At 58.3% G+C, this 26917-nt stretch carries 22 protein-coding genes; 7 read left to right on the forward strand and 15 right to left on the reverse strand.

What is annotated here, in order from left to right; translation table 11 throughout:
• The first annotated feature begins 132 nt into the window (after window positions 1–132).
• On the forward strand, window positions 133–1446 hold the full coding sequence (locus tag RISK_RS11825) for an adenylosuccinate synthase (protein WP_173442651.1): 1314 nt from the start codon (window positions 133–135) through the stop codon (window positions 1444–1446).
• Between the two features lie 189 nt (window positions 1447–1635).
• Here the strand turns inward: RISK_RS11825 and RISK_RS11830 are convergent, their stop codons facing one another.
• Window positions 1636–2046, reverse strand: a complete 411-nt coding sequence (locus RISK_RS11830) for a DUF3859 domain-containing protein (protein WP_047814498.1) — start codon at window positions 2044–2046, stop codon at window positions 1636–1638.
• Between the two features lie 330 nt (window positions 2047–2376).
• On the opposite strand from RISK_RS11830, the gene RISK_RS11835 reads away from it, so the two are divergent.
• The gene (locus tag RISK_RS11835; protein WP_047814541.1) at window positions 2377–3558 is read left to right on the forward strand and encodes a serine hydrolase domain-containing protein; all 1182 of its coding nucleotides are present in this window, start codon (window positions 2377–2379) and stop codon (window positions 3556–3558) included.
• A gap of 576 nt (window positions 3559–4134) precedes the next feature.
• On the opposite strand, the gene RISK_RS11840 is transcribed toward RISK_RS11835, so the two are convergent.
• The 4 genes from RISK_RS11840 to RISK_RS11855 all read right to left on the reverse strand — a co-directional run bounded on the left by RISK_RS11840 (window position 4135) and on the right by RISK_RS11855 (window position 8523).
• Window positions 4135–4896 carry a YggS family pyridoxal phosphate-dependent enzyme gene (locus tag RISK_RS11840; RefSeq protein WP_047814499.1) on the reverse strand — a complete coding sequence of 254 codons (762 nt, stop codon included), beginning with the start codon at window positions 4894–4896 and terminating at the stop codon, window positions 4135–4137.
• A gap of 134 nt (window positions 4897–5030) precedes the next feature.
• Complete coding sequence (locus tag RISK_RS11845) at window positions 5031–6773, reverse strand: VWA domain-containing protein (protein WP_047814500.1); 1743 nt, start codon at window positions 6771–6773, stop codon at window positions 5031–5033.
• Window positions 6748–7014, reverse strand: coding sequence for a hypothetical protein (locus RISK_RS11850; RefSeq protein ID WP_047814501.1), 267 nt, complete (start codon window positions 7012–7014; stop codon window positions 6748–6750). Before RISK_RS11850 ends, RISK_RS11845 begins: the two co-directional genes overlap by 26 nt.
• Before the next feature lie 51 nt (window positions 7015–7065).
• On the reverse strand, window positions 7066–8523 hold the full coding sequence (locus RISK_RS11855) for an outer membrane protein assembly factor BamB family protein (protein ID WP_047814502.1): 1458 nt from the start codon (window positions 8521–8523) through the stop codon (window positions 7066–7068).
• Here RISK_RS11855 and arfB point away from each other — a divergent pair.
• The 4 genes from arfB (at window position 8462) to RISK_RS11875 (ending at window position 12483) form a co-directional block, all read left to right on the forward strand.
• Entirely contained in the window at window positions 8462–9049 is a 588-nt protein-coding gene (gene arfB, locus RISK_RS11860; protein WP_449314167.1) for an alternative ribosome rescue aminoacyl-tRNA hydrolase ArfB, read from the forward strand. The genes RISK_RS11855 and arfB overlap by 62 nt on opposite strands.
• A gap of 108 nt (window positions 9050–9157) precedes the next feature.
• On the forward strand, window positions 9158–9892 hold the full coding sequence (locus tag RISK_RS11865) for a UvrB/UvrC motif-containing protein (protein ID WP_047814504.1): 735 nt from the start codon (window positions 9158–9160) through the stop codon (window positions 9890–9892).
• Window positions 9893–9908: 16 nt separating this feature from the next.
• Entirely contained in the window at window positions 9909–11351 is a 1443-nt protein-coding gene (locus tag RISK_RS11870) for a sensor histidine kinase (RefSeq protein ID WP_047814505.1), read from the forward strand.
• Window positions 11352–11817: 466 nt separating this feature from the next.
• A complete protein-coding gene (locus tag RISK_RS11875) occupies window positions 11818–12483 on the forward strand; it encodes a response regulator transcription factor (protein WP_047814506.1) in 666 nt (221 codons plus the stop codon).
• A gap of 499 nt (window positions 12484–12982) precedes the next feature.
• Here RISK_RS11875 and RISK_RS33035 read toward each other — a convergent pair whose 3' ends face one another.
• The 4 genes from RISK_RS33035 to RISK_RS11905 form a co-directional block, all read right to left on the reverse strand.
• Window positions 12983–13303, reverse strand: a complete 321-nt coding sequence (locus RISK_RS33035; protein ID WP_236696228.1) for a hypothetical protein — start codon at window positions 13301–13303, stop codon at window positions 12983–12985.
• A 1102-nt stretch (window positions 13304–14405) separates the two neighbouring features.
• Window positions 14406–15035 (reverse strand): hypothetical protein, encoded by a 630-nt coding sequence (locus RISK_RS11895; protein ID WP_236696229.1) that lies wholly within the window; start codon window positions 15033–15035, stop codon window positions 14406–14408.
• 131 nt (window positions 15036–15166) lie between these two features.
• Entirely contained in the window at window positions 15167–16264 is a 1098-nt protein-coding gene (gene rlmN, locus RISK_RS11900) for a 23S rRNA (adenine(2503)-C(2))-methyltransferase RlmN (RefSeq protein WP_047814510.1), read from the reverse strand.
• Window positions 16265–16391: 127 nt separating this feature from the next.
• Complete coding sequence (locus tag RISK_RS11905; protein ID WP_047814511.1) at window positions 16392–17054, reverse strand: BON domain-containing protein; 663 nt, start codon at window positions 17052–17054, stop codon at window positions 16392–16394.
• 157 nt (window positions 17055–17211) lie between these two features.
• Here RISK_RS11905 and RISK_RS11910 point away from each other — a divergent pair, with 157 nt between their 5' ends.
• Entirely contained in the window at window positions 17212–19143 is a 1932-nt protein-coding gene (locus tag RISK_RS11910; protein WP_236696230.1) for a DUF3352 domain-containing protein, read from the forward strand.
• A 702-nt stretch (window positions 19144–19845) separates the two neighbouring features.
• On the opposite strand, the gene RISK_RS11915 is transcribed toward RISK_RS11910, so the two are convergent.
• The 6 genes from RISK_RS11915 to RISK_RS11940 form a co-directional block, all read right to left on the reverse strand.
• Window positions 19846–20469 carry a hypothetical protein gene (locus RISK_RS11915; protein WP_047814512.1) on the reverse strand — a complete coding sequence of 208 codons (624 nt, stop codon included), beginning with the start codon at window positions 20467–20469 and terminating at the stop codon, window positions 19846–19848.
• Window positions 20470–20480: 11 nt separating this feature from the next.
• Complete coding sequence (locus RISK_RS11920) at window positions 20481–21221, reverse strand: ATP-binding protein (RefSeq protein ID WP_236696231.1); 741 nt, start codon at window positions 21219–21221, stop codon at window positions 20481–20483.
• Entirely contained in the window at window positions 21208–23295 is a 2088-nt protein-coding gene (locus RISK_RS11925; RefSeq protein WP_047814544.1) for a hypothetical protein, read from the reverse strand. Before RISK_RS11925 ends, RISK_RS11920 begins: the two co-directional genes overlap by 14 nt.
• Window positions 23296–23504: 209 nt before the next feature.
• Window positions 23505–24443, reverse strand: a complete 939-nt coding sequence (locus RISK_RS11930; RefSeq protein ID WP_047814514.1) for a hypothetical protein — start codon at window positions 24441–24443, stop codon at window positions 23505–23507.
• On the reverse strand, window positions 24440–26302 hold the full coding sequence (locus tag RISK_RS11935; protein ID WP_047814515.1) for a cyclic nucleotide-binding domain-containing protein: 1863 nt from the start codon (window positions 26300–26302) through the stop codon (window positions 24440–24442). Before RISK_RS11935 ends, RISK_RS11930 begins: the two co-directional genes overlap by 4 nt.
• 90 nt (window positions 26303–26392) lie before the next feature.
• A complete protein-coding gene (locus tag RISK_RS11940) occupies window positions 26393–26746 on the reverse strand; it encodes a hypothetical protein (RefSeq protein WP_173442652.1) in 354 nt (117 codons plus the stop codon).
• Window positions 26747–26917: the final 171 nt, after the last annotated feature.

Here is a 26917-nt window from a genome sequence, read left to right on the forward strand (position 1 = left end):
CTCATCTTGTGTCAGCCGTCGGCTGACTTCTTCCAACTTTGATCGAGAACGGAAGGCTGAATGTTTGCGGGCGGATCGCTCGTCGAACGGCCTTTCCGTGTCACCGACCCTTCATCACTGAAAGAAAATCCCTTGTCCGGAACTTGCGTCATTGGTCTGCAGTGGGGCGACGAAGCCAAAGGCAAACTCGTCGACTTGTTGGCACCACGTTTTGATTGGGTTGTTCGCTATCAAGGCGGAGCCAACGCGGGACACACCGTCGTTGCTGGTGATGAAACCTACAAGCTGCATCACATCCCATCCGGGATTCTGCACAGCGATGTTCAAAACGTCATCACCCCTGGCGTCGTGATCAACCCGACCACGATGCTCCAAGAAATCGATGGCCTGCAAGCTCGCGGGATCGACGTTTTTGAGAATCTGAAGGTCAGTGAACGGGCTCACTTGGTGATGCCTTGGCACATGATCGAGGACGCCACGATCAACGCCACCGCCGTGCGCGGCGAATCGATCGGCACCACCAACCGTGGCATCGGCCCGTGTTACCGTGACAAGGTCGGACGGACCCACGCGATTCGCATGATCGATTTGATCGAAGGATCTCGGGACGAACGCATCTCAACCGTTGCTTCACAGAAGCAAGCGTTGTTGAAGAACTTGGGTGCCTCCGAGGAAGAACTTGATTCGATCGCACCTGAAAAGATGGTCGCTCTGGCGGCTTCCTGGGCGGAACGTTTGGCTCCCATGATCGCCGACACGACCGACATGGTCTTGGACGCAGCCGAAGCCAACCAGAAGATGCTGTTCGAAGGTGCCCAAGGTGCCTTGCTGGACATCGACCATGGGACTTACCCGTTCGTCACCAGCAGCAACTCGTCAGGGGTTGGGGTCTGTGCCGGTGCCGGTGTGCCGCCCAAGTGGATCAACCAAGTTCTCGGTGTCTGCAAGGCGTACAGCACGCGTGTTGGCGGAGGTCCCTTCCCAAGCGAATTGGAAGACGAAACCGGCGAGAAGATTCGCAAGCTTGGCAACGAGTTTGGAACGACCACCGGACGTCCGCGTCGTTGCGGTTGGTTCGATGCGGTCGCCGTTCGTTACACCGCGCGCTTGTCTGGTGTGACCCGCTTGGCACTCATGATGATGGACGTGCTCGCTCACTTCGACGAGCTGAAAGTTTGCGTTGCATACGAACTGGATGGCAAGGAAATCCATCGCGTGCCAGCTCATGCGGAACAGCTTCGTCGTTGCAAACCAATCTACGAAACGATTCAAGGTTGGAACACGCCCGTCGACGACGCTCGTTCGGTCGAAGACTTCCCGCCACTCGCGCTGGCTTACGTCAAACGCATCGAAGAGTTGGTGGGGGTTCCGGTGGGCGTGTTGTCGGTCGGCCCCGACCGTTCTCAAACCATCTTCACCGAAGAATCCAAAGCAATGGATCTCTAGGATCGGCAATGGTGTGGGATAGGCTTCCAACCTGTCGTCGCGATGAATTGACAGGCTGGACGCCGATCCCCCCTTCGCTAGCAAGGTTGTACGCGGGAACCGTGGCGAACGCCAAAACGGCTCACATGCCCGCGACAACTGCGTGCCTGCTTCGCCTGTCGTGACCGGCTGGAAGTTGATACCACTGTCTTACGAAGCTTCCGCCACATCCGATGCCGGGACAACCTCAAAGGTTTTCTCGGCGACGATGCTGCCGTCGATCTCCAGCCACATTTGCCACGGACCCAATTTGTCGTCGATCGGGTCCCAGACCGTGTCGCCCAAGTAGAAGTTCCAATCGTTGGTTTTGACGTACACGGAACCATCAAAGGGCTCGCGAGTTTTGCCTTTTTCATCCTTGATGCCAGGGTGATCGATGCAGAAAAACAGCTCTTGGTTTTTGGCACCCCTGATGTTGACGATGAACCCAAATTCAACGTCCACTCGAGCCGGGATGATGGTGGTGCTGCGGATGAACCGTGGAAGTTTTTTGGATTCACCATCCCACTTGGAATGAATCCCAAAGGTTCGCATTCGCGTCTGGATTTTCTTCTTCGCCAACGATGGTTCTCAGTTCGAGGAGGATCCGTGCGAGCGACCTGACAGTGGATGCCTCGCTGTGGTTCTTCACCATGCCATAAATGGGCGGCGAAGAAAATCCCGTGCCGCGGGGGAGCAAACATCGCGTTCGTCAGCCCGAATAGAATGAGGCGGTTGATTGAGTCGACTTTCGGTTCTTCCTGTGAGCCGTTTGGGCGTTCGCCCCGGTTCTTTGTTGGTGGAACCGATGTGAACGCCTAAACCGCTCAGTGAATCAACAGCTCGAATGTTTTGGGGCGTCAGGCAATTGTGTCGGACGCTGGTGAGTTCCTTGGTGGCGGAGGCGAGATCATGCGTTGGATTTTGGGTGCATTGGTGATGAGTTTGTTGGCCGGGAATTTGGCTGTCGATCACGCTCGAGCAAACGATCCCGAAATCCCTGCGATCACGCAGTCAATGCAGCAATTCGTGGCGGACAAAGAAATCGCGGGGGCGGTCACGCTGGTGGTCGGCCCAGATTCGGTGAAGCACGCCAGCGTGGTCGGGATGGCTGATGTTGCCAAAGAAACGCCGCTGCAACGAGACACGCTGTTCTGGATCGCTTCGATGACCAAGCCCATCACCGGAGCTTGCGTGCTGATGATGCAAGACGAAGACAAACTTTCGGTCGATGATCCGATCGCAAAGCACCTGCCAGCGATGAAGGGTTTGAAGCTGGCCGACGGAACGCCAGCGAACATCACGATTCGGCATTTGATGACGCACACCTCGGGCATGAGCGAATTGCCACGCGAGAGTGCCTACACCGAACCCACGCTGGAAGCCGCCGCTGAAAGATACGCCGAGTTGCCCGTGATGTTCGAACCGGGCAGCGAATGGCGGTACAGCCAAACGGGCATCAACACCGCCGCCCGAATTGTGGAGGTGGTTTCTGGAATGACGTTCGACCGCTTTGTCGAAGAGCGAATTTGCCAGCCATTGGGGATGACCGACACGACGTTTTACTTGTCGCCGGAACAGCACCAGCGATTGACGAAGACCTACCGCGTTGTCGATCGTGATGGCAACAAACCAAAGCACCTGGAAGAAGCCACGATCGGAGTCTTGTCCGGTGGCACCGCCATGAACCGCAACCGATTCCCCGCCGCCAATGGTGGTTTGTTTTCCACGGCGGATGACTACGCAAAGTTCAGCCAGATGTTGTTGCGAGGGGGACGAGTGGGCGATCGGCAATTGCTGTCTCAGTCAGCCGTGGAACAGATGCGAACCGTTTGCACCGGCGATTTGAAAACTGGTTTCACCCCCGGCAACGGATGGGCGATCGGTTGCTGCGTGATTCGCGAACCGCAAGGCGTGACCAAGGCCCTCACGCCGGGAACGTTCGGTCACGGGGGTGCTCATGGAACACAGGTTTGGATCGATCCGGAAAAAGAAGTGGCGATGATCCTGATGGTCCAGCGAGCCAATTTTCCGAACGCGGACGCTTCCAAGGTTCGGCAAGCGTTTGGCGAAGCGTTGATGCAGGCTTTGTAAAAGATGGCGGTACGAGGTCGCGTCGCTCTTGATTGCAAATTGCAAAATGCTTTTGGCACGTGATACCGCCCTCTCTCAATTGCTAGTGGTCTGTCACGACTTGTTCTTAGGGTAGTGGACGAGGCTACGAGTCCTGAACTGGCGTCAAATCCAAGGACTCGTTGCCTCGTCCACTACGATCAATCCTAACTTTTAACGGTAACAGACCACTCGTTTGCAATGTTCACTTTGCAATTTGCAATCACCGAGTCGGCTCCAGAGTAGAACAATTGTCCCCAATTGTTCCGTCCTCACACGTTCCGTCGTCAAGCCATTTTCCGATTCTCGCATCCATTGCCACGAGGACCCTCCAGACGCGTCAACGCCCAAGGACCACGTGAACAACAAGTGACGATGTTAGCGGTGTGGCGCAAGCCGCCCGGTGAGGAACCGGAGGGCTCGCGCCCTTCCGCTACGTCACTTGTTGTTCACGCGTTGCTAAAATGAAAGTCCGTGGTAGTGGACGAGGCTACGAGTCCCTCGTTTCTCACTCGCTCAAAAGGACTCGTGACCTCGTCCACTACCTCCGTCTTGGCATCAACCTGTCGGCAGCACACCTTGGAACAACCTCGTGCCGATGCGGACCAGCGTGGCGCCCTCGGCGATCGCGGCGGGATAATCGCCGCTCATTCCCATCGACAATTCCGGAAGTGAAATTCCGGTGGCGGATTCCATTCGATCGCGAAGTTCTCGCAGTTTGCCGAACTGCTTGGCGGCAGCGGCCTCGTCGGTGCCCCAGCCCGCCATCGCCATCAGGCCTTGGATCTGCAGTCCTGAGTCGGATGCGGCCGCGAGATCCCGCCAATGAACCAGCAGCGGTTCCAACTGCTCGATGGGCAATCCGGTTTTGGCCTCTTCCTCGCTGACATTGATTTCGATCAACCCAGCAATGGAACGCGACTGAAGCAGGCTTTCGTTGTGCAACGCAGCGAGCAACCGTTCGCTGGCAATCGCGTGAACGAGTGGTTCGGCGGGAAGGAGGCGGCGGACTTTGTTTCGCTGCAAGTTGCCAATTTGATGCCAGCGAATGGTGGAGTTGTCGAGCGTTTGGAATTTGCTCTCCAGCAATTGCGGACGGTTCTCACCCAGGTCATGGCAGCCTGCTTCGACCAACCAGTCGGTGATTTCGGCATCAACGTATTTGGTGACACCGACCACTCGCACACTATCGGGGGAACGCCCGCAGCGCTCGGCGGTTTCAGATACAGATTGTCGGACCGCGTTCCAATTGTCTGCGATCAGCGACTTCGCAGTCGCTTCGTCGCACGCCATCTGTTGTTTTGAGATTGGTTCAGCCATGCAGGCGTTTTAGCACAACGCCAACCAAAGTGGCATAGGCTTCCAGGCTGTGAGAAAAGCATGTGGCATTGGCTTCCAGCTTGTGAGATCGCGGATGTCGGTTCGAATCACAGGCTCGAAGCCCATGCCACTTTTTACGCAATGATGCTGCGGCGATTGTTGACGTAGTCCCAGAGCACAAACCGGTCAAGGTTCTTGCCGCTGGTGAAGAACACTCGGCCGCGGGTTGATTGGGCCATGCGGTAAGCGAACCGAATGTCCTCTTCACTTTGTGACCAGCTGGGGATCAAGAAAATGTTGATCGTGATCCCTTCTTTGGCGCAAAGCTGAGCTTCCCGCATGGTCGCTTCTTCGGTTTGCGGATCGGGTGGGTACAGCATGTACAGCCACTCGCCTTCGAAGTGGGCGGTTGGCAAACCGTCCGTGATCAACACAACCTGTCGATTGGGAGTGTCGCAGGTGGCCAGGTTTTGCCTGGCCATTTGCAACGCGTGCTGAATGTTGGTGAAGTGCGGGTGGATTTCGTGCTCGCTGATGTCTGGGTTGCTCATGTCGCACTTCAAGCGAACCCAGGGATCATGAATGGTGACCTGCTTGGGCATGCACTCAATGATTTCGCCCGGCGTCCGCAGTTTGGCGAACGTGTACATCTCGATGAACTTCAAAAAGTCACCGGGGTACTCGCTGTTGATCAATCCTTGGAGAGCCAACGCCATGCGTTTGACGTTGATGTATTGGCCCTCGTACCGCATCGACCCGCTCATGTCCATGATCACCGCCGTGGCGGCCTTGGGGTGGTTGCGAGTCTTGTGGACCACAATGTCATCGCTGTGCAGTCGCAGCGGACGTTCATCCTTTTGGCGCAGCAATGCATTGATGATCGTTTGCGGCAAATCCAAGTTGGCGACACTGTCACCAAATTCGTAGGGTTTCGTCTGCTGCAGTTCAACGGCACCTTCGCCGACCACATTGCCTTCGTGACGCCCGGTGCGTGACGGATCGAGTTCACTGAAAATCTGTTCCAGCAAACGGCCTTGGAAGATCTTGTAAGCCTGCGGTGTCAGGCGAAAGCCGGAGCCGTCCTTGTTGCGTTCCAGGCCCTGGCGTTCGGCTTGTTCTCGCATCAAGTTTTCGACTTGGCGACGCATGTCCTCCAGTTGTTCCATATCGCTCGGTTGAGCAAACTCGCTGAGCATGTCCATGTCGATCAAACCGATCTGAGCGGACTTCTCGGCTTCTTCCAATTGCTGCAGCAACTCGTCAATCTTTTCGAGTTCTTCTTTGATCTCGAGTGCCTTGGGAATCGACATCGATTCGTTGCCGATGAAGTCGTACTTGGTTGCCAGCTCTTCGAGGTTGTGTTTGTCCTCCATCGCCGAACCGGTCGCCAGCAGATTGCGGGCGAGGTCGCTGTTGTCGTCGCCCGCCTGGTACCACAGCCGCTCAATCATGAAGGGTTGTTCTTGATTGATCGCCATCTGGAAAAGCTTTTCCATCTTGGCGGGTGGTCGCACGCGTTTGGCGGCCTGATGAAACGCCTTGCGAGCTTTCTTTTGAACCGTTCGAGCTTCGTAGGTTTCCAAGATCTTGCGTTTGCGATCTTCCAGCAACGCTTTCAGAAAGTCGATGCTGGGGCCCAAGCCCGCGATCTGGCTGGGGTCGAGCTTCACCGCGTTGGCGAGGTCTTCCTCGGACAATTCGTGGAAGTTGCCGTACATCAATGCTTGTTCAAACGCGGGCGACACCAGGTCCGGCGGCGGTTGGCTGGGCGGCGGAAAAGCGACCGGATCGTACTTTTGATAGGAGTGGATCACCCCACCGACAGGATCGCGTCGGTCGCGAGACGGCGAATCAGATTTGGGTTGGGAAGTGTCCATGAATGGTTTCGTTGGGAGTTCGAGCGTTGCGGTGGCGTCCTGCGATCGCCAGGAACCGCATTTTACGCGGCTGCAAAGCGACGCGTTCAAAGTAGTGGTCCAAGTGCTTTGCTGGATTGGTCTTGGTGTTCGTAGGCTGGGCTTCCAAGCCCGGCCAAACCGTGTTCTTTCGCCTTGGCAGGGATGGAGTGGACCCTGGAAGGACCTTTTCACCGGTGGGGCGACGGCCTTGGAAGGCCATCGTACGGATTGTTGTCGACGGTCTTGGAAGACCGTCGTACGGGCCAGCGATTCAGGATGGGTTGTGCTCCGGCAGGGAGAGGCAGAGCACCATTTGGTCGCCGCGAATCAGCATGCGATTGCCGACGATCACGGGAGCGGACCAGCACGGGTACCGCAAGGCGGGCCGGTCGCCGGCAGCGGTCTCCAATTCCCAGACCGCCAACTCGTCGAACTGATCCGGCGTGGCCCGGACGACGTGCAGCGAGCCGGTTTCCTTCACTACCAACAGCACGTCGCCGAGCCGGGTCGCGGTGCTTCGGCGTCGATCCAGTGCCGTCCATTTGACCTCGCCGGTGGCAAAATCGAGGCAGCGGAAATCGCTGTCGGGGGCATTCCGACCGCTGCAGGCGTACAGGTTGTCTTCGTGCAGGATCGGCGTGGACATGTGGGAACGCAATGACTGAGATCGCCTGCGACCGACGGGATCTTTCCAAACCGTTTCGAATGTGGCTTGCTTGCCATTCACACTGATGTCATAGACCGCCGCACCCGCGTCGTAGCACTCGCTGATCAGCACTCGATTGCCAGCGACGATCGGGACCATCGCGTTGACGCTCTCCAGAATGTCGGCCCGGTGATAGACCTTGCCGAGGGATTGGCCGTCCTGGGGATCCAGCAGCCACAGGTGATCGCGGGCAAACATCAGCAGGTAGTCTTTGCCGTCCAGTGTGCCTTTGCCGTCCAGTGTGATGGTGCGTGGGCTGCTGTAGCTGGCCAAGTCGTCTCCGCCGGTCCATCGTACCTCACCGGTCATTCGATCCAGCGAGACCATCAATGTTCCTTCTGGGACAGCTCGGCCCAGCCGCCCCGGGGCCAGAGATTGTTGTTCCTCGGGGCTGCCGCCGACCATCACGATGACTTGATCGCCGACGATCAACGGCGACGAACCGACACCAAAGAAGTTCTGCACGACGTCGTATTTTTCGTTCAAGTTGGTCGTCCATTGTTGATCGCCCGATGCACAGCTCCAGGCGGTGAGTTGGCCTGCCACGCCGTACGTGAAAATCTGGGCTTGATCGGGACCGTCACCCGATTCGGCGATGGTCGGACTGCATCGCGGACCGGTTTCGTACCCGTACATGTCGCGGTAGTTCAGCGGGTAAGAACGCGACCACAGGACAGTTCCGGTTGTCAGGTCGATCTTGCGAATTCGTTCGGTGTCGTTGCTTTCATCGAAGTGAAAGTAGCTGTTGTCGCGAACCACACCGATGCCATAGCCGTCTCCCACTTCCAACGTCCAGTGGCATTGGGGGGGATCGTTCCAGTTCAAGGAAGCGATGGATTTGGGAGCCGACTCGGTGAGTTTTGCACTGCCGCTGAAGTCGTCGTTGAGAAAGCGGGGCCAGTCAGGCTGAGTGAGCGGGGATTCAGCCCAGCCGAGAGAAAATGAGACCAGCACCAGAGCAATGGCTCGGAAGCTGGCCAGCAGGCGGGGCGGGATCAGGAAGCGGGCTCGTGGAGCGATCATCGAAATACGTTCGGTAAGAAGTGAAATCAAGTTGTTGAAGTGGGATCCGGCAGCGGACGCTGGTCCCCATCCAAGATGCATTGTAGAACCAGAGACCATGGCTGATTTACACGTCACAAATCGTTTTATCATTGCAGAAGCGGACCTGAATTGGTCGGCCTCGCGAAGTGGTGGTCCGGGTGGGCAGAATGTCAACAAAGTCAATTCCAAGGTGACGTTGCGTTGGAAGCCGCTGCCGCAGACGGGATTCGACGAATTTTGGTGCAAGCGTTTTGTCACCCAGTTCGGGACCCGCATCAACAAAGAGGGGGAAATGGTCCTGCACAGTGAAACGACGCGGGACCAGTCTCGAAACCTTGCCGACGCTCGCGAAAGGTTGGTCTCGATGTTGCTGGGATGCCGGGTGCCCCCCAAAAAACGCAACGCAACGCGACCGACACTGGGCAGCAAGCGGCGCCGGTTGGAGGGAAAACGCCAGCAATCCGAGAAGAAACGCATGCGTGGAAAGCCCCGCATGGACGATTGAAGGTTCTCGTTTGGCGGGCCCTTGCTATACTGATCCGTGCGCGAGTCCGATGGAATGACTCTCGCCAATCCTCTTCTCCCTTTCAATTCACTTTGGCATCCTTGCTCAATGAAGCGTGCTCGGCATCTTGACGATCTTCTCCGCAGTTGGGAATTCGACCCCACTTCGCTCAACGTCCGTCTGATCAAGGGCAAAGATGATCGCGACGTCATCCAGATGCGAGTCGACATGGGCATCCTCCAGCTGGAAACGACCGGCCGGCCGGACGGCGAATTGATCGAGTCCAGCGAAACGTATTTGCAGCACCTGCAAATGAATCGCTTGGGAAACCCCGACGCGGAACTTTCCGAAAAAGACTGCAATGAAATCGATCGCGAATTCATGCAGTTCTATCACCGCCGAATCTGCTGGCTGCGGCTGCAGTTTTACCACCGCGCCGTGATGGACGCTGATCACACGTTGCGATTGATGGATTTGTGCGACGAAATGTCTGACGATCCCGAGTGGATCTCATCGCACGAGCAATATCGCCCGTTTGTGCTGTTTCATCGCACTCAAGCGGAGGCTCTCGGCGAACTGGAAGAAAACACTCCCGAGGAAGCCATCCAGGCGATCAATCGTGGGCTGGACACGCTGCGTGAATTTTTTATCAAACACGAGGCCGAAGAGCACTTCGACGAAGACGAATTGATCGTGCGATTGGTTGACCTTCGCGAATCGCTTCGCAACGAGTACTCGGTCGGACAAACGTTGCGGGAACGCTTGGACGCGGCTGTTCAAGAAGAGAAATACGAGTTGGCAGCTCAATTGCGTGACGAGCTGACTCGTCGCGAAACCCACTGATTCGCACGAGCCTGCCATGCCGCTGATCGCACCCGCGCCCCTGGGATCGTCCACTTGGTTGTTGCAACTGCGGACGTTCGCGATTGTTGGCCAGCTGATCACGATTCTCTTTGCGGGGTTGCTCACACCGACGTTGCTTCCCATCAGTGCCCTGCTGGTATTGGTGATCTTCACTGCCATCACCAACGGTGCCTACGGTTGGTGGCTGTCCCGAGCGGAACGCAATCGCGGGAAATCGCCCACGGAATCCGCAACGGATCAGGCTTTGTCAGCGGCTGGGGCGGAAGCCGAGGCAGAGATGTTTTCGCAAAGCATGGACGGCCACGCCAATGTGCTCAGTGAGTTCAAATCGGAGACACCGCTGCGTGTGGCGTTTGTGCTGATGGCGATGGATCTGATCACGCTGACCGCCATGCTGTACTTGACCGGTGGGGCGGACAACCCGTTCAGTTTGTTTTACTTGGTGAACATCGCCGTTGGCGGCGTTATCTTGACCGCGCCGCTGACCTGGACGCTGACTGGGTTGGCGATTCTTGGCTACGTCGTTTTGCTCCTCGATTCTTGGTCCGTGGCGGGGCTGACGATTCAGCCGGCAGTGACTCCCGGTTGGTTGATCGCGACGTTGGATTTGCGTGACTGCGGAATGTTGTTTGCCTTCGTGACGTGTGCCACCGTTTTGTCTTACTTCGTGACCCGGATTTCTCGTCAGTTGCGTTTGCGAGAACGGGATCTTCGACGCAGCCAATCCGAGCGAGCCGACGCAATGCGTTTGGAAGGTTTGACGACGCTGGCCGCGGGGGCAGCTCATGAACTGGCCTCGCCTCTGTCAGCGATCGATGTGGCTTGTCGTGAGTTGACACGGCATTTGGAGGACATTCCTAAACCGAAGTCCGTCGACGAGGACTTGTCGTTGATCGACGGCCAGTTGCTGATGTGCCGCCAGATTCTTTCCCGAATGCGAGCGGCTTCCGGTGACACCGCGGCACAACGTTGGAATCGGACCACGCTGGGCGACTTGATCGACACGGCACTCGAAGGCATTCGCGATCCACACCGGGTGGAGATCGTGGAGCCCTTTGGGGATGCGTCGTGGGAAGACCAGCCGATGTGGCTGCCCGAGGAGGCGGTCGCCCAAGCCATCCGCAATTTGATTCACAACGGGCTGGATGCCAGCGACCAGGAGCAATCCGTCGCGGTGGAGTTGCTTGTGGACGGGGAAGAGGCTCGCTTGCAAGTGCGAGATCAGGGCCAAGGCATGTCCGAAGAGGTGCTCGGTCGCGCCGGCGATCCGTTCTTCACCACTAAAGAACCCGGCCGTGGGATCGGGTTGGGATTGTTTTTGACTCGCAATGTGATCACCCGATTGGGCGGCACGCTGAAGTTCGATAGCACTCCGGGCTTGGGCACGGTCGCCACGGTGCGATTGCCTTTGCCCAAGGAACCCACCGCGGCGGAGTGATTCAGAGGGTGTGCGGCTTTGAGGTGCTGTGCACACAGCGTCTTGCGAACCCCGCCCGTTGAAAGAGGTCGTGCAGTTTTGAAGTGCCGTGCCAGTAACGCCTTGAGAACCCCGCCCGCGCAGCGGGAGGGGTCGGAAAGCGAGCGTTCAGCGAGATTTCCGGGGGAGGGCAATCCGCGCCGCATCCCATGCTCGGCCCTCACCCTCGCGTACGCCTGAACGGCGTCGCTCGACCTCTCCCCAAACTTCGTTTCGGGAGAGGTACGCCATGTGGAAACTTGGCGAAAACCCAGCATCAGAAAACTGCCCGACCTCTTCACCAGGGGGGAATCTGGATGCGTCTGACGTGTGGGCCTCTGTGATCGGACGACTGGCGAAATCCATGCCGACCGTGGGGCTGAATCGTTTCCCTCGACTGCTATACTGGAACGCCCGTACTCCCACCGACTGATGCACTGGTGCAACGATGAGTTTCTCTGATCCGAACAGCGGCAACGACGGTGTGCTGCCCTATTCCAGTCCATCCGAGGTGTGCACCTCCGAAACCGTGGGTGCAGAAAGCATCTTGCTGGTCGACGACACCGTCGTGCTTCGCGAACGGATGGCAGTGGCCATGCAAAGCCGTGGTTTTCGCGTCACGATGGCGGGGAATTACGACGAAGCCGTGGCCGTTTTCAGCCAATCGCCAACCGACTTGGCAGTGCTTGATTTGCGAATGCCAGGTCGCAGCGGCTTGGATTTGCTCCGCCGATTGCTGGAGATCAAACCGGATTGCCGCGTCCTGATGCTGTCAGGGTTCGGCAGCATTCCTGCGTCGATCGATGCGGTCCGTGCCGGTGCGGTCAATTTCTTGAGCAAACCCGCAGACACCGACGACATTCTGTCCGCCTTCATTCGTGGAGAAGGGCAGAACGTTCCCGAAGGCGGGCTGGCATTCCCAGCACCGTCACTGGCTCGGAACGAGTGGGAACACATTCACCGGGTGCTGTCCGATTGCGGCAACAATATCTCAGAAGCCGCCCGCCGACTGGGCATCCACCGTCGTTCGCTGCAGCGAAAGCTTCGCAAGCGAGCCCCGGAGGATCCCAAGACCCCTGGTGCGGACGACGTCTTCGAAGACGACGAGGATTGATTTCGCGTCGAACGCTGAGGCCGTCAATCACAACCCGACACGTGACGGCCTGTTGATTGAATCCTAACCCGAAGCGTTAAGCAGGTACCCAGGTGTCATCGAGTATGTGAGCCGTTTGGCGTTAGCCACGGTTCCCACGCAAAACCGGGGCTAACGCCCAAACGGCTCACAAGGTGAAACCCAATCATTCCTGCGTGCCTGCTTAGCGAGGGATCGCGTGACATTGCAACGAGCCTGTGGGTCCCTCGCTCGCGCGTCGGGTTGTGAAATCGAGTGAATCAACAAGCCGGTGAGCGAGGGACGCCCCCAATTCCCACGACGGCCCCATCCGGGGCGATACCCAGACGCCGTCCAGCGGTCCCTCGGTCCATGCGCGTTCCAAGCCAGCGTTCCACCACAACAAACCCGTGCCAACAAAACAAAACCCCGCCTGTGAGAACACAGGCGGGGTTTTGAATTTCATTCTCGATGGATTGAGTCGAAACTCAATCAGCACAGACTAGATGTCGGTGTTGGCATCGGGTTGTGGCACTGGAGGAGCAGCTTCTTGAGCTTGGTCGCTGCTGCTTTTGACTTCTTCTGCAGCAGGTGCGGCAGGAGCAGCTTCTTCAGCAGCAGGAGCGGCTTCTTCAGCGGCTGGAGCAGCAGGAGCTTCCTCAGCAGCAGGTGCTGGTGGAGCAGCTTCTTCGGCAGGAGTCGCGTCCGTTGCTTCGTCAGCGACGGGAGCAGCTTCTTCGGTTGCAGCAGCTTCGTCGGTGACGACGCTACCAGGAACCAAAGTTTCGCCTGGAGCCAATTCAAAGCCTTCGCTGCTTTGCATGACGGAACCTTCCATCACAGGAGCAACTGAGCCACCGCAGCAAGGAGCTGCTTCGACAACAGGAGCAGGTGCAGGTGTGCCACAGCAAGGTGCTGGTGCAGGTGCTGCTTCACAGCACGGTGCAGGAGCTGGTTCGCAGCAAGGTGCTGGAGCTGGTTCGCAGCAAGGCTCTGGTGCACAGCATTTCTTCGACTTCAGTTTGGCCAGCAATCCGCCGCCACACTTGTGAGCCTTCAAGCCGCTGAACAAGCCGCCTGAGTTGCAGCATTGGTTGGAGTGCAAGAACTTGAAAGCACTTGCATTGCTACTGAAAGCCAACGACGCACCCAACATCAGTGCGACGACGGCGGTACCCTTCACCAAATTCCGATTCATGTGTTTCTCCAGAGTTAAGTTCGGAGGTTTCGGTGCGATCCGTGTTCGCACGCTTGAATTGAGGTGGCATCCGGTCACCCTGATCAATTGCGTTTACACTCCGTCCGTTATTCGCCCATGAGAGGGGGTTCAGGGGGAGGTGCGGTGACATTACCGCTTGCAGTGACTTTGCGTTACGGTAGCTCGCTCGTAAATGTTGTCAATTGCCCAAAGCACCCAAACTCCTTCTGCCGAGCGGGTTTGGGCCGTCCGCTCGGAACCCAGTCCGTGGCTCGCCCCTCGAAATCGGGACGACGATTTCCCGGCGGATTCAGCCGATTGCCCCGCAAATTCACGTTTTCAAGGGGATTTGCGGGATGGCCGGGGCGACTGGCATCTTAGAAGTCGCTCGCCGCGGACAAGGCGGCCAATCAGAAATGGCGTGGAATCTTCCTCAGGCCGGATTTCGTGGCGGAGGATTGTGCGCAAAGCGTTCCCAACCAGAGACGTCTCGCGGGACACCCGGGGTTCAGAGGTCGTGCGGTTCTTAAGTGCCGTGCGAGTAACGCCGTCAGAACCCCGCCCGACGAAGGAGGTCGTGCCGTTTTAATTCACCCTCCCTTTGGGAGGGTCGGACCGCTTCGGGCCGGGGACGGTTACGCGCCGGATCCAATGCTGAGCCCTCCCCTCGCTTCGCTCCACTTCTCCCCAAACTTCGTTTCGGGAGAGGTGGACGCCAATCGACGAACTATCGCTGCATCGATTCGGTGGCGGTTGCAGCGGGGGCCGCAGCGGTTTGGGTTTGGTCCTGAGCGTTCAGGATGCGAGCCATTTCGTCGCCGTTTTCGAAGTCCAGGATCAGCTCGGGTTCGCCGGTCGCGATCCCGAGGACCATTCCCGAAATTCTCCAGCCTTCACTTTGTTGCACGACGGGCAGGACAATTTGGAATTCCTGTTTGGTTCCATCGGCTTGGGAGGGCTCGCTCCAGACGCAGTGAACCAATCGCGTGGGGTACTTCTGGCCTTCGGGAAGGTGTTCCATCCCGACTTCTTCGCTGCGGGTGATGGTGACTTCGGCGTCAGGCGATCCAAGCGGCTGGACGACGTGGCCAATTCGAGCCAATTCCGACTGAGCACGCTTGGTCAGCAGCGTCATGGCGGTGTTCTCGGCGCCACCACGACGAATACGGTCGAGGAACTGACCGACAACCGATTCGGCTTCGTCCGCAGAAGCAGCGGTGGTTGGGGTGGCTGTGGCGGATTGGGAGGCAACGGATTCGGGGGTGGACGAACCACAACCGGTCATCGAGAGCGTTGCGGCTGCGACCGAGAAACCAAGAGCAAAACGACCCAAGATCCGCATGACTGAAACGGACATATTTTCCATCCCTGGAATTGAATGACTGACACACAAATGGCGATGCGTTCATCGCCAAGGTCGTGGAATAGTCGATTCAGCCCACAGGGGTCAACACAATTGCGAGAATTCGCCAAAACAGCGCGTTGGCACTACTTCGCGGCTTCTTGGGCACCGCGGTTGCGACGCAGTTGGCCGCATGCCGCGTTGATTTCGTCGCCTTTGCGTTGCCGGAAATTCACGTTCACCCCCGCGGATTCCAAAATCGCTCGGAATCGTGCGATCGCGGCCCCGCTGGGCGTTCGATAGGGCAAACCCGCCACGGGGTTGTAGGGAATCACGTTCATCATCACGCTGCGGCCGCGAAGAATTTGGCTCAACTGACGCGCGTGTTCATCGCCATCATTGATCCCCCCCAACAACACGTATTCGAACGTCAAACGTCGACCCGAGGAGTGGAAGTAGCGATCCGCGGCTTCCAAGACAGGTTCAATTCCAATCTTGCGATTGATTGGGACCAGCTCACTTCGCAGTTCATCGTTGGGGGCATGCAGCGAGACCGCCAGGTTGTACGGAACCCCGGTTGCCGCCAGTTTGTCGATCGCCGGTGGCAACCCCACCGTGCTGATCGTGATGCGTCGCGGGCTGATGCCCAGCCCATCTTCATTGCGAGCGACGTCGAGAGCGGCCAACACACCTGGCAAATTGGCCAGCGGTTCGCCCATCCCCATCATCACGATGTGGCTGAGTCGTTCGGTGGCGGGCAGGCGTTGCTGCAGTCGCAGCATTTGTTCCAGGATTTCGCCGCCGGTCAGATTGCGATCCACGCCATCCAGTCCACTGGCGCAGAACACGCAGCCCATCGCACAACCGACTTGGCTGCTGACGCAAATGCTGCGTCGCGGACCGTCCCGCAACAACACACATTCGACTTCGCCGCCGTCGACCAAACGAATCAGGATCTTCTCAGTGCCGTCCTTGGACTTTGAGACGACGGCTTCGGTGGCGTTGAAGATCGCAAAGTGCTCTTCGAGCTGATCTCGCAGCTTGGCCGGCAAGTCCGTCATTTCGTCGAACGAGGTGGCTCGTCCGGAAAACAGCCAACGCCGGATTTGCTTGGCACGAAAGGGTTTTTGGCCCTGCTCTTGCAACCATTCTTTGAGCTGATCGAGCGACCAGTTCAGCAAGTGCTTTTTACGGGGGCCGGCGGACTCCGAATCAGAGGTCGTGACGAGCGGCAATGAGACCATCGGAGTCAAACAAATTGAAAAGAGGAAGCGGCGGTGTGATTTTGATCCGGCGTGACTTCCCTATCAGACGCTTCGTTGGCCTGGAATGCAAATGGAAATCATGGCCAACCAACGTGCAACGGCAGCGTCAGGGTTGAACGCTGATTTGGTTGTCGATTCGCGAGACGCCCGGTTCCAATCGCATCAGCAATTCGGTCATTCGGCGATCGGATTCGTTGCGAACCATGCCGCTCAGCGTGGCGGTGCGATCTTGGATCTGAACGTTCACGCCATCATACCGCGAGGATTGAGAATTCATACGGCCAGGCAGGTTGCCGTTGACGGTGGTCAAATTCGATGTGCCCCGCAGACGCGATGAGGCGGACTGCTGCACACGACTGGATTCAAGGGGGGCGACTTCCACGGCGCTGCGAAGTCGTGTTCGAATCGGAGGGGTGGCTGTGTTGCCACGGGCCGCGTTGGCACCTCCAAACAGGCTGCCAAAGGCCGCTCCGAGGCCACCGCCACCGCCAAATCCACCGCCAAATCCGCCGCCTCCCGTGCCGCCACCGCCCGCTTGGGACACCGCGGCTGCACCGACAGGCGATGCTGTGTTGGCACCCACTGCTCCGCCTCGCTGGATGCCCTCACTGAAGACTGCGTCGGGGTCCAAACCTTGGCTGATGGCGCCGTCTGTTTGGCCGCCCGCGGCGGTTTCTGTTCCACCCTGCTGTGCCAGCGCCGACGATCCCAGTGCGATCCAGAGAGTGGATGCGGCCAGGCACGCTACAATTTGAGACGTTCGTTTCATGCGACTATCGCTCGGTGGACGTTGGGTTTCGGATACGATTGAGGGAGTGACACTCCTTCTCTGATTGTAGCTAGCCCCCACGAGCTCGTCCAAAATGATTCCTCTTCGATCCTTGCCTTTCAGTCGCTCGTTCACACGGAAGTTTCCAGTTGTAACGTTGATAACGACAGTCGCCTGCCTTCTGCTCGCGATCGGCTCGATCGCCTTGGCACCGGAGGTCGCTGCTCAAAGTTCACCGACGGAAGACAGTCGGACCACCGTTCCGGCTCCCCGGCTGTTGCCCTCGGGGACCTTGGCTTACTTGCGGGTCGACAATGTCAACGACATTCGCGCCGACTGGGGCGGGTCTTCGTTGGGGAAAATGCTGGACGATCCCAAGATGCGTCCCTTCGTTTCGGACATCTATCAAATTCTGAACGATCTGTTCGATAAACCCGGCAAAGAAATGGGGCTGACGCTCGACGAACTTCGGTCACTGCCGCAAGGCCAACTCGCCATCGCCCTGCTCGAGGGCCCGCCGCCGGAAGAGAAAACGGACGAAAAGAAGGCGGACGAGGAAGAAGACGATGACGCGATCGCTCGTCGCTTGCGAGACAAACGCCGGCAACAGAATTCCTTCGCGGTGGCGATCATGATCGATGCTGGGCCGAACAACCAAGCGATGGAAACTTTGGTCGGACGCTTGATGGAGCTGGCTGAAAAGAACCGCTTCATCGTCCAGAACGAACAGATCGGTTCGATCGAACTGACACGTTTGGTTCGTCAGCGTGGCAATGGCGATGTCATTGAATGGTTCGAACAAGACGGCTTCTATGTCATTGGACTGGGACGCACGATCGCTCAATCCATTGCCAAGAAACTGAATGACGAACAACGAGACACCAGCCAATCCTCCGGACGCTCGCGACGCTCCGCCACCACTTCTTCTCCCGAAACCGAAACGCTGGCCCAAAACGCGGACTTCGTGGCGGTGATGAGTCGGTCGATCGGTGCCGAAGCCGAGATCCCGCAGATCACGTTCTTCGTCAATCCTTATGGCATTGTGAAACGAATCATCGCCCGAAGTGGTTCGGCGTTCTTCATCGCGCCGATTGTCCAAGACCTGGGCATCGAAAAAATTCGCGGGATCGGCGGCAGTGTCTTTCGCGGAGGTGAAATCATTGAATCGGTTGGGCACATGCATGTGCTGATCGATCCACCGCGTGATGGATTCTTCGGTGTGCTGCGTCCCGAGGACATCGAAGTCTCGCCGCCGACTTGGGTTCCCGCCGACGCTGCCAGTTTCACCTGTGTGGGATGGGACATTGAGACCGCGTTCAAAAACATTGCCAAAATCGTCAACCGTTTCGCGGGGGAAGGCAGCTTCGAAAAGAACACGGAGAAGCCAGCCAAAGAGCGATTTGATGTCTCACTCAAGGAAGAAGTGTTCCCGTTGATGACCGGTCGGGCTGTCACGATCCAGCGTTATCAGTTGCCCGCCAACTGGAACTCCATGGCACGCGTGATCGCAATCGAGGTCAAAGACGCCAAGGAGGCTGACAAGCTGCTCGAGAAAGTCAAAGCCAAAGCACCGCCAGCACGAATGAAGCCCGAGGTGCTCCGCGGCAAAACGGTGTACTTCTCCGAACAGCGTCAATTTGAACAACCCGGTGTCCGCGTGCCAGAAAACAGCGTGATGTTGCTGGACAACTGGTTGCTGTTCAGCGACAGCCGCGAAGTGCTGCTGCAAGTGCTGCGTGCCGAGGCCGGTGAAATTGATCGCCTGGCCGACGATGAGGACTACGTGCTGTTGACCAGTGAACTGGGAGCCAAACTCGAAGGCGAAACGCCGTTCCTGTTCCAGTTCAATCGCGATGCCGAGTCGTACCGCATCTTGTACGAAATGGCCAACTCAGAAGAGACCGCTCAGTCGGTCGAGAAGCGTGGCGGCGAAAACCCCATCGCGGGCCGCGTGGCCGAGCTGATGCGGCGCAATGATTGGCCGGAGTGGGAAGACCTGGAAAAGTACTTCAGCGTCAGCGGCATCTTCGGTTACGACGAACCAGGCGGCATCCACATCGGCTCGCTGAACCTTCGCCCGATCGAGTGAGTCGCTGTTCATCTCAAACGGTTCGTTCTCATATCAGCGGAATGGTCTGAGAACGGCCGTTGATGGGAACGACGACGCTCAGCGCACCAGAGTAGAGCAGTTGTCCTCCACTGTTCCGTCGGGCCACCCTCAATGGCCAAGCCCCCTCGCAACCAATGCATGAATGTTTAAATGTTTGCTTCTCCCTCCATCCCGGTAGGGATGAAGGATAGTAGCCGGGGGTAGCTGCGCGGGACATTCGAAAAATGAATGGTGGCTGCCGTCTGGGTTTCGCCCCGGATGGGGCCGTCTTGCTTAGCTCGGGGCGGAAGCCCCGAGAGACCGATGCCGGAAAACAAACGGTCGCCCCGGATGGGGCCGTCGTGCGAGTTGGGGCCGTCCCTCGCTCACGCGTCGGGTTGTGATGGGTGGTCTTGGCCGGCTCTGAGGGGCAAGAGTGCCCATCCTACGAGCGTCGAAACGTCGTTGAGAACTGAGTCGACAATCCGTCACCATTGACGCTCTGATTGCGGATGCCAAGTAGATTCCTGGATTGCACCACCGGGATGACAACTTGCGCAACCAAAGTGCTCCACAGTCCGGGCACCCGAGTAGAACAGTTGTCCTCAACTGTTCCGTCGGGCCACCCTCAACGGCCAAGCCCCCTCGCAACCAAATCCGCTCGCAAGCATTCGATCTGCAACCCTCGCACACCCACTCCAATCAAAGATCCAGCTCGTCCAGTTGATCCACCAATGCATCCAAGTCCGTGGCTTGATTGGGAGTCAATGGCGGCGGCGAGACGACGGCCGCCGATGGCTTGGCCGGGGACGGTGTCATGTTCTGGATGGGGGCGACTTTGGACTGGGCTTTCGGAGCCGCCGGCGCACTCGCTCGCATGGGCTTCGCCGATCCGCCCGCCCCGATCTGAAACGTCGGCGTCTGCCGGGTCGCCAGCAAGGCTTGCAAGTCCGCCAAGATCGTCTGCGAGGCTCCCTCGCGACGCATGTCAAAGTGGTACAGCTTCGCGATCGGTTCGGCGTCTTGAACCGGTGCGGCTTCCACATCGCGACGATGGGGCACGCGAGCGACTCGTTTGCCCAACAATCCGAGTGGTTTGGAAACTTGTTCGGCATCCGTCCAAGCCACACAGGCAACGTCGCCCGCGACGGATTCCACCGCCAACCGTTCGGTACCCGATTCGTTGGGGCCAGGAATCCGATCCAGCAACACCAGGTCCAAACCAGGCCGACCGAGCAATTGCCCCACGGCATCGTCGCAGGCCGGGTCGAAATGGCGATGCTCGCCGGTGGGACGCAGCACGATCACGTTCAAACGAACAGCCATGAAGGATCAACTCAGTGGTCGGGGCAGTTTTCGGGAAGGGCGTCGAGACGATTGCTGGAACATCCTGACTCAGACTTCTCCGCTGGCAATCCCACGACATCATAAAGTCGGGACCACAATTCGCGAACGTCGGTGACATCGTCAAGCATCTCGGGCAAGCCACCCTCGCTGGCACGCTTCAATTTTTCGCGAGCTTCTGGGTGGTCTCGCAACAATTCGTGCAGCAGGTCTTCGATCAGCTTGGCGGTCACTCTGGTTCGGTGCAACACGTGAAAACCACGCAGGTCTCGGTGGGCCGTGACCAAACAAGCATGTCCCGCACGCCGGGCTCGACGACGAAGATGGAAACGTCCCCAGGGCGACAATTGTTCCGCCCCGTCGACGACCAGCACCCCGCCGGGCGAAACCGTCGCCTGCACCTCGCCCACCGCACGATCATTCGCCAACACGCTGGAAACGCCTCGAAGCGGCGGACGATCTGGATCACCGGTCAACTGGATCCATTTCCCGCCGGGAAATTCGGCCTGCAGGGATTCCGCGATCCCATGCAGCAAGGTTGATTTGCCGGACCCGTGGTTCCCAACAATCAAGCCGAGTCGATGTTGCCTCAGACCCGATAGGATCGAAGCAATCGGCTGGTCCGAGTCGTTCCCGTTTGGATCAAAGTGATACGGGATCGCACCCGGTCGCGTGTGGCGACTGGCAAACGGATTGGTGCGTGGAGACGGCGGGTGAAAATCATGGGACATCATGCACATGATAGCGATGGCATCGTGTGCAGTGATCCCCCGCGGCGGACTTGGTGTGGCAACTGGCGCAGTTGGCTTTGGTCATCGGCAGAAACTCCGGCGACAATTCCACCGGCGATTCGCCTTCCATGTGCACCGCATTGGCCGGGTTGGTCGTTCCCAATTGGTGACAGTGCCGGCAGTCCTGCAGTCCCTGGATGTTTAAGTGCGGCGTGTGGGAGAAATGGGTCAGCCGATCCCCGTTGGTCTTCGCTTGGAAAGCTCGCCACCGCATGGATGCCAGGGTCGGTTCCGATCCGGGATTCGCGTTGACTTGATGGCACGCCGCACAGGCTTGGACGGCGGGCTGCGCCAACATGGTTTCTCTGAGCGGATCGTCGGCTGGCAGACGCTGAATGATTTCAATCATCGATCGCAACACGGCGTCGGAGTGCCCTTTGCCGCGATATCGAATCGACATCGTCAGGTCGTCGCGGTACCAACCGCCGAATGATTGTGTCTTCGCCGCATCGTATCGAGCGGCCAGTTCTGCCGCCCAATCGATCTTGGTGGGCAACGTTGAGCTCTCCTCGGACGCTCCCCATGCGGTCAGTGGATCGTCCGCCAGCAACGGATCAACAGTCAGCAACGGGTCATTGGCGAGCAAAGGATCCAGTTCGGCCGGATCTCGGTCCAGTTCGTTGTCCAACAATCCAAAGCCTGAGTCGGCAACCGGTTCTGCCTCGGGCGAAGTGGCGGGCATCGGTGGAACGCCTCTAAACCAAACTCCCATTGCGTCTCGGATGAGTTGGGGCGGGAAGGATTCGACCAGCGGTTGAGCGATCTGCTCCTCCACGCCCGCGTCACGCAATCGCTGCATCAACGCGTCTTGGCCGGAGGTGGCCAGGTCTTGAGATAGCTGGGTGATGGCCTTGGCGAGCGACACGGCTTCGACTTGAACGATGGGCGAGTCCCAGTTGGCCGCTTCCACTCGTTGGAATCGACGGAGTGCCGATTCGCTGGTTTCGGTTCGCAACATCAACGCCATCCAACCGTCGACGGTGCCATCCGCGAATCCCGTCGCCAGTTCAGGCCATTCGGCGACTTGTGCGGCGATGTCCTCCGGCAGCGTTGGCAACTGCAATAGCGACGGGCCTTCGGCGATCTGCACTCGCAAGGACGAATCATGGCACTGGGCACAAGCGATCTCGTAAGGCAACGTGGTCATCACCGGATCGGTGGAGTCCAAGTCAAAACTCGAGAAACTTGGGCCGATGTGACATGCCTTGCAATCAAACGTTGCGAAGCGGTTGCTCGTTGCCGGGTCGCCGGAGTTCTTCTCTGCTTCGCTGTTTTTTTTCTCTGCTCCGCTGTGTTGTTTCTCTGCTTCGCTGGGAAAGTGAATTTTTGCGTGCCGCCCGTGATCGAAGTGAATGTTCGATGTTGGTTGGTATGGCCACTGCCCAAATTCAGGGTGCGATTCAGCGAAGGAACCAAATTGGTTGACGTGGCAGGTTTGGCAACGCGAATCCGTGATCGCAGCCAAGTCGGCGTCCGCTCCGTGGTGCTCTTGGTGGCAAATGCTGCACGCCAAGTTGTTTTGAAACGCTGACGTTCGGCTCACCGTTTGGAGGGACAGATTGTTCTGGGAAGCTTCTGCCTCCCGCAAGCTGGCTTCCAAATCGAATGTCTTGCCGTCTCGTTTTTCGAGCGCTGCCAAAGTCAGCTCATCACGAATCTCAGGTGACAAGTTGTGTGCCCAGCGAGCGGACTGACGCGGCATCTGTTGTTCGTGGCAATTCAGGCACAAATCGGTCATCGGCACCGTTGGCAGGTCGGCGTGTTGGCCGCCCCTGATCCAGCTTGCCAGGCTGAAGAGTCCCTTGTCTGTGTTTGGGGCCGAGCCCGACGCTTCGCTGGCCGTTGCCAGCCAACGATTGCTGGTTGCGTTTTGGTGGCACGCCGCACATCGGTCCTGAGCCAATTCACCGGACAGGATTTGCGAGTGAGCGGTGGTCAGGTTGCCGGGCTGGATCACCTTGGGCGTCATCCGAGTCGCAAACAGGATCACCATCGCAACCGCCAGCAACGCCAACATCACAGCGGTGAACTGACGACGGCGACCAGCCCAGGTCCGCCGGGGATGGCAGGCTTCCTGTTCCGGATCGTTGCTGTTGGCGAAAGGGCACTCGCCCGTCAGGCTCGGGCCTTGCAGGCATCGATCGCATCCCGGTGAACGACCGCAGGAGTACGGGTGCCCGGGACGCTCGATCCGTGGTGGTGTCGGCAGTTGAAAGTCGTCGCGTCTCATGATTCCACAAACTGCAGGGCATGAATGGTGTGCATGATGGCGAGCGCCACCAATCCCAACGACATCACGGCGTGAACCGCCACCCAGGCTCGCAGTCGCCACTGAAGAGCATGTTGTGTGTCCAGTTCATCGCGGCGACGAACCAAACCTGCCAGCTCATCGGCGACTTCTTTGCCATCGTCTTCCAGGTAACGGTGCAGTTCTTTCAGCCCGATCACCAAACGGCGACGACGAAACGAGTGTGCGAACAACCGGTGGGACCATGAAAGCGGCGATTCCAAGTACCGACGCAAGTATTGGTCGTCGAACTCACCCAGCACTCGCTGTGAATCCACACTGGTCAAACTGTCCAGACGCTGCGTCGCGCGTGCCGCCAATTGTTCTCGGTGCCAATCGATTTGATCGTAGCGTGGTTGGCTGCCCATGGCCGTCAATCGAGCCGGCAACCGACGGCTGGCGAGGATGCCATAGAATCCTGACAGGCTGACGCCGATGAACAGCGCGCTCAACGTTCCTTCCAGCCAACCATCCGCGACCAACCGACCCGTCGCGATCGCAGGCACGTGCATCACGAACACGCCGCACGCAAACAGTCCTGTGAAGATGTGGACTTGAGTCCAGGTGCTCATCGTGCCCAGCGGCAGAATCGGGATCCGTCTCCGGATCCCAATCGCAAACAAAATCAAAATGGAACTGAGCAGCGTCCAGCCCGTCATCACACTGCTGCGATGAAGCGCCGCGTGCAGCGATTGCGAGATCCAAGCGGTCACCCCAATCGCGATCGCAACCATCATCAAGCTCGCGACGCGGCGACGACGAAACGACCAAGCCCGGCCGGAGCCAAACACTCGACTTCGGAATTGGGAGACCAGATCGGTTCGGAATTGTTGCCAGCGTCGCGAGGACGTGGAACGCCGGCGTTCAGCCACGCTCATGTTCGTCTCCTCAACCAATCTTCTAGGGGCGGTGACTCGCTCAAGTCAATTCGCACGATCGCGTCGTGTGGACAAGCCGCTGCGCAAGCGGGACCCGTCGGCAAGCCACTGCACATGTCGCACTTGGTCGCTTTGGTGATCGGTCGGTTGCTGGCTTCGTCGGTGTAGGGCCGACCCTGCGGATCGTTCACCGCCGCCATTTCAATGTTGCCGTACGGGCAGCCTTTGGCACACGTGCCGCAACCAATGCAAATCGATTCGGAAACGCGAACGTGACCGGTGGATTCCTCGCGGTGCAAAGCGCCTGTGGGGCAACCGATCATGCAAACGGGATCGGTGCAGTGCATGCAGGCTTGGACAAACTGCAGGCGATCGTGATTGACGCCGACGCGCGCAAATCGTGGGTTCCCGTCGTGAACACTCGCACAGGCTTTGACGCAATCATCGCAACGGGTGCAGCGATGCAAGTCAATGATCATCGCTTCGCGACCGTTGTTGAAACGGTTTTGAACGATGAATTCCAGCAACCCAGTGGGCTCGAACGAGGTCCCGGTGGGACTGGGCAGATCCTGCCAAGTTTCTTCGCGGTTGTGATTCACAGACGTCGAAACGATCGGGAGTTCGACCTTGGGACGCTCTTCGCTGCGGCGTTCGCGAGCTTCTTCCGTCGCGGGCATTCGCAGCAACGCTTTCGCAGCCAGCGCGGGCAGTTCGCTGCGGCGAACGTGCGGCAGGATGTCGGTTGCAAAGCATTCGACCGGAATGTGCAACGTGTCCAGGAACCCAACCGCGCGAAGCGAATGTTGCAGCGGCAAGTTGATGGGACCGTCTTCGTTGGTCACTCCCAGAGCGATTTCTTCCAGCCCGAACAGGTGACCTTTGCCGAGGTAAGCGGTCGTTCGTTGAGCCGCGCCGTAGCTCTGGCAGACTCGACCAAAGCCGCTGCGAACAAGGATCAAATCGGTGACTTGGTGCCCTTCGGTCGCCACCACCGGTTCGCTTTCAATCTGTTCGGCCGGCGATAGCTTGCGAGTCTTCTTGTAGTCCGCGTTCCATTCCAATCGACCAAAGGAGCGCTGGACCGTCGCCGCAACGACACGCTGCAAATTCTGCTCCGGCAAGAACCGCAGCAACGGGATCTCACGCAAGTGCAACGGCAACCAATTTTCGCGGTAGTGATCGTCCATTCGCTGCGAGAACGCGGGATCGCGACGGAGCATCTTCAGACCCTGCAGCCGAATCTCCAGCAACGTGCTGTTGCCCTGCGAGACCACGGTGGCGGATCGAGGGGCCCGGTACATCGCCGCGACTTCGCCGAACAATTCGCCAGCACCCAGCCGCACACTCTGACCGGCTTGGACCAACCCATCAAAGTCTTGCAATTGCAGGACGGGCGGACGGTCTTCCGCGTGATGCGAAGAGGAGTGCAGCTCAACGTTCGGGACCACTTCATCCGGACGCCGAGCTTCCCGGACGCCAGATGGACGCAGCAATTGCCAAACGGCTTTGGGCCACGACACCTTTTCGGTTTCACGCCGACCAAGCGATTCCGGTGGCAACTCGCGAGTCAAAAGCTCCGCGTGTCCATCAACCACCAGGAAGGCACTGTTGGCGTAGTCGCCCTCCCGAGCGATCACCTCACCGTGAGCAAAACGATGCAGCCGGCAATCGTTGCGAAGGATCCCATCGAGCGGAATCGTCTTGGGGAACGCGGCTGGATCCAGGCTGGAAAAAGGGGACTGTTCGCGCAGCCATCCCACATCCGCATCGGTCATGTGCGGGTCCATCGGTTCGTCCCATCGTCGGGGACGACGCACGGCAACGGAATCGTCGGTGATCATGTCTGCGTCGATAGCCACCGCCGGGATTCAAAGTCAAGCCACAACCTGACCGAGACAAGTTTCACACGTCCGTTGAAAGCGGTAGGGCGCGAGCCCTCCGATAAAAACTCAGGACCGCTTCTGCCGCAGATGATCCAGTCGATGCCGAACGTGCCGCATGGTCCGCAGGGCATCCAGTCCCGCCAGCAACAGAATGGTCATCAAAACCAACATCACCGAGATCCAACAGCTCAACCAGACGACATGGTTTTTGGGTGACGCCAGTGTCGCGACCAGCACCAGGATGCCGCAGACCAGGAATAGGAAGTTCACCCGGCGGCGAGAGCGACGTCGACGCTGCAAGTAGATCTGGTCGATTTCATCGTCGAACCGTTCCCGCGACCAACCCAGCTGCTCGGACCGCTGCAACCAAACAGCGAAAAAGATCAGCGTGCTGGCCAGGACCAAACCACCGGCAAACATGAGGGAGCCTTTGAAAGAGAAGCGAGCCAAGCGGTGAGTCCCACCCATTGGATCCATTCATCCTATCACGTTGGTGGAAAGCTCCTAGCTCCTAGCTCCTAGCTCCTAGCTCCTAGCTCCTAGCTCCTAGCTCCTAGCTCCTAGCTCCTAGCTCCTAGCTCCTAGCTCCTA

The organism is Rhodopirellula islandica (assembly GCF_001027925.1).
Lineage (GTDB): Bacteria > Planctomycetota > Planctomycetia > Pirellulales > Pirellulaceae > Rhodopirellula > Rhodopirellula islandica.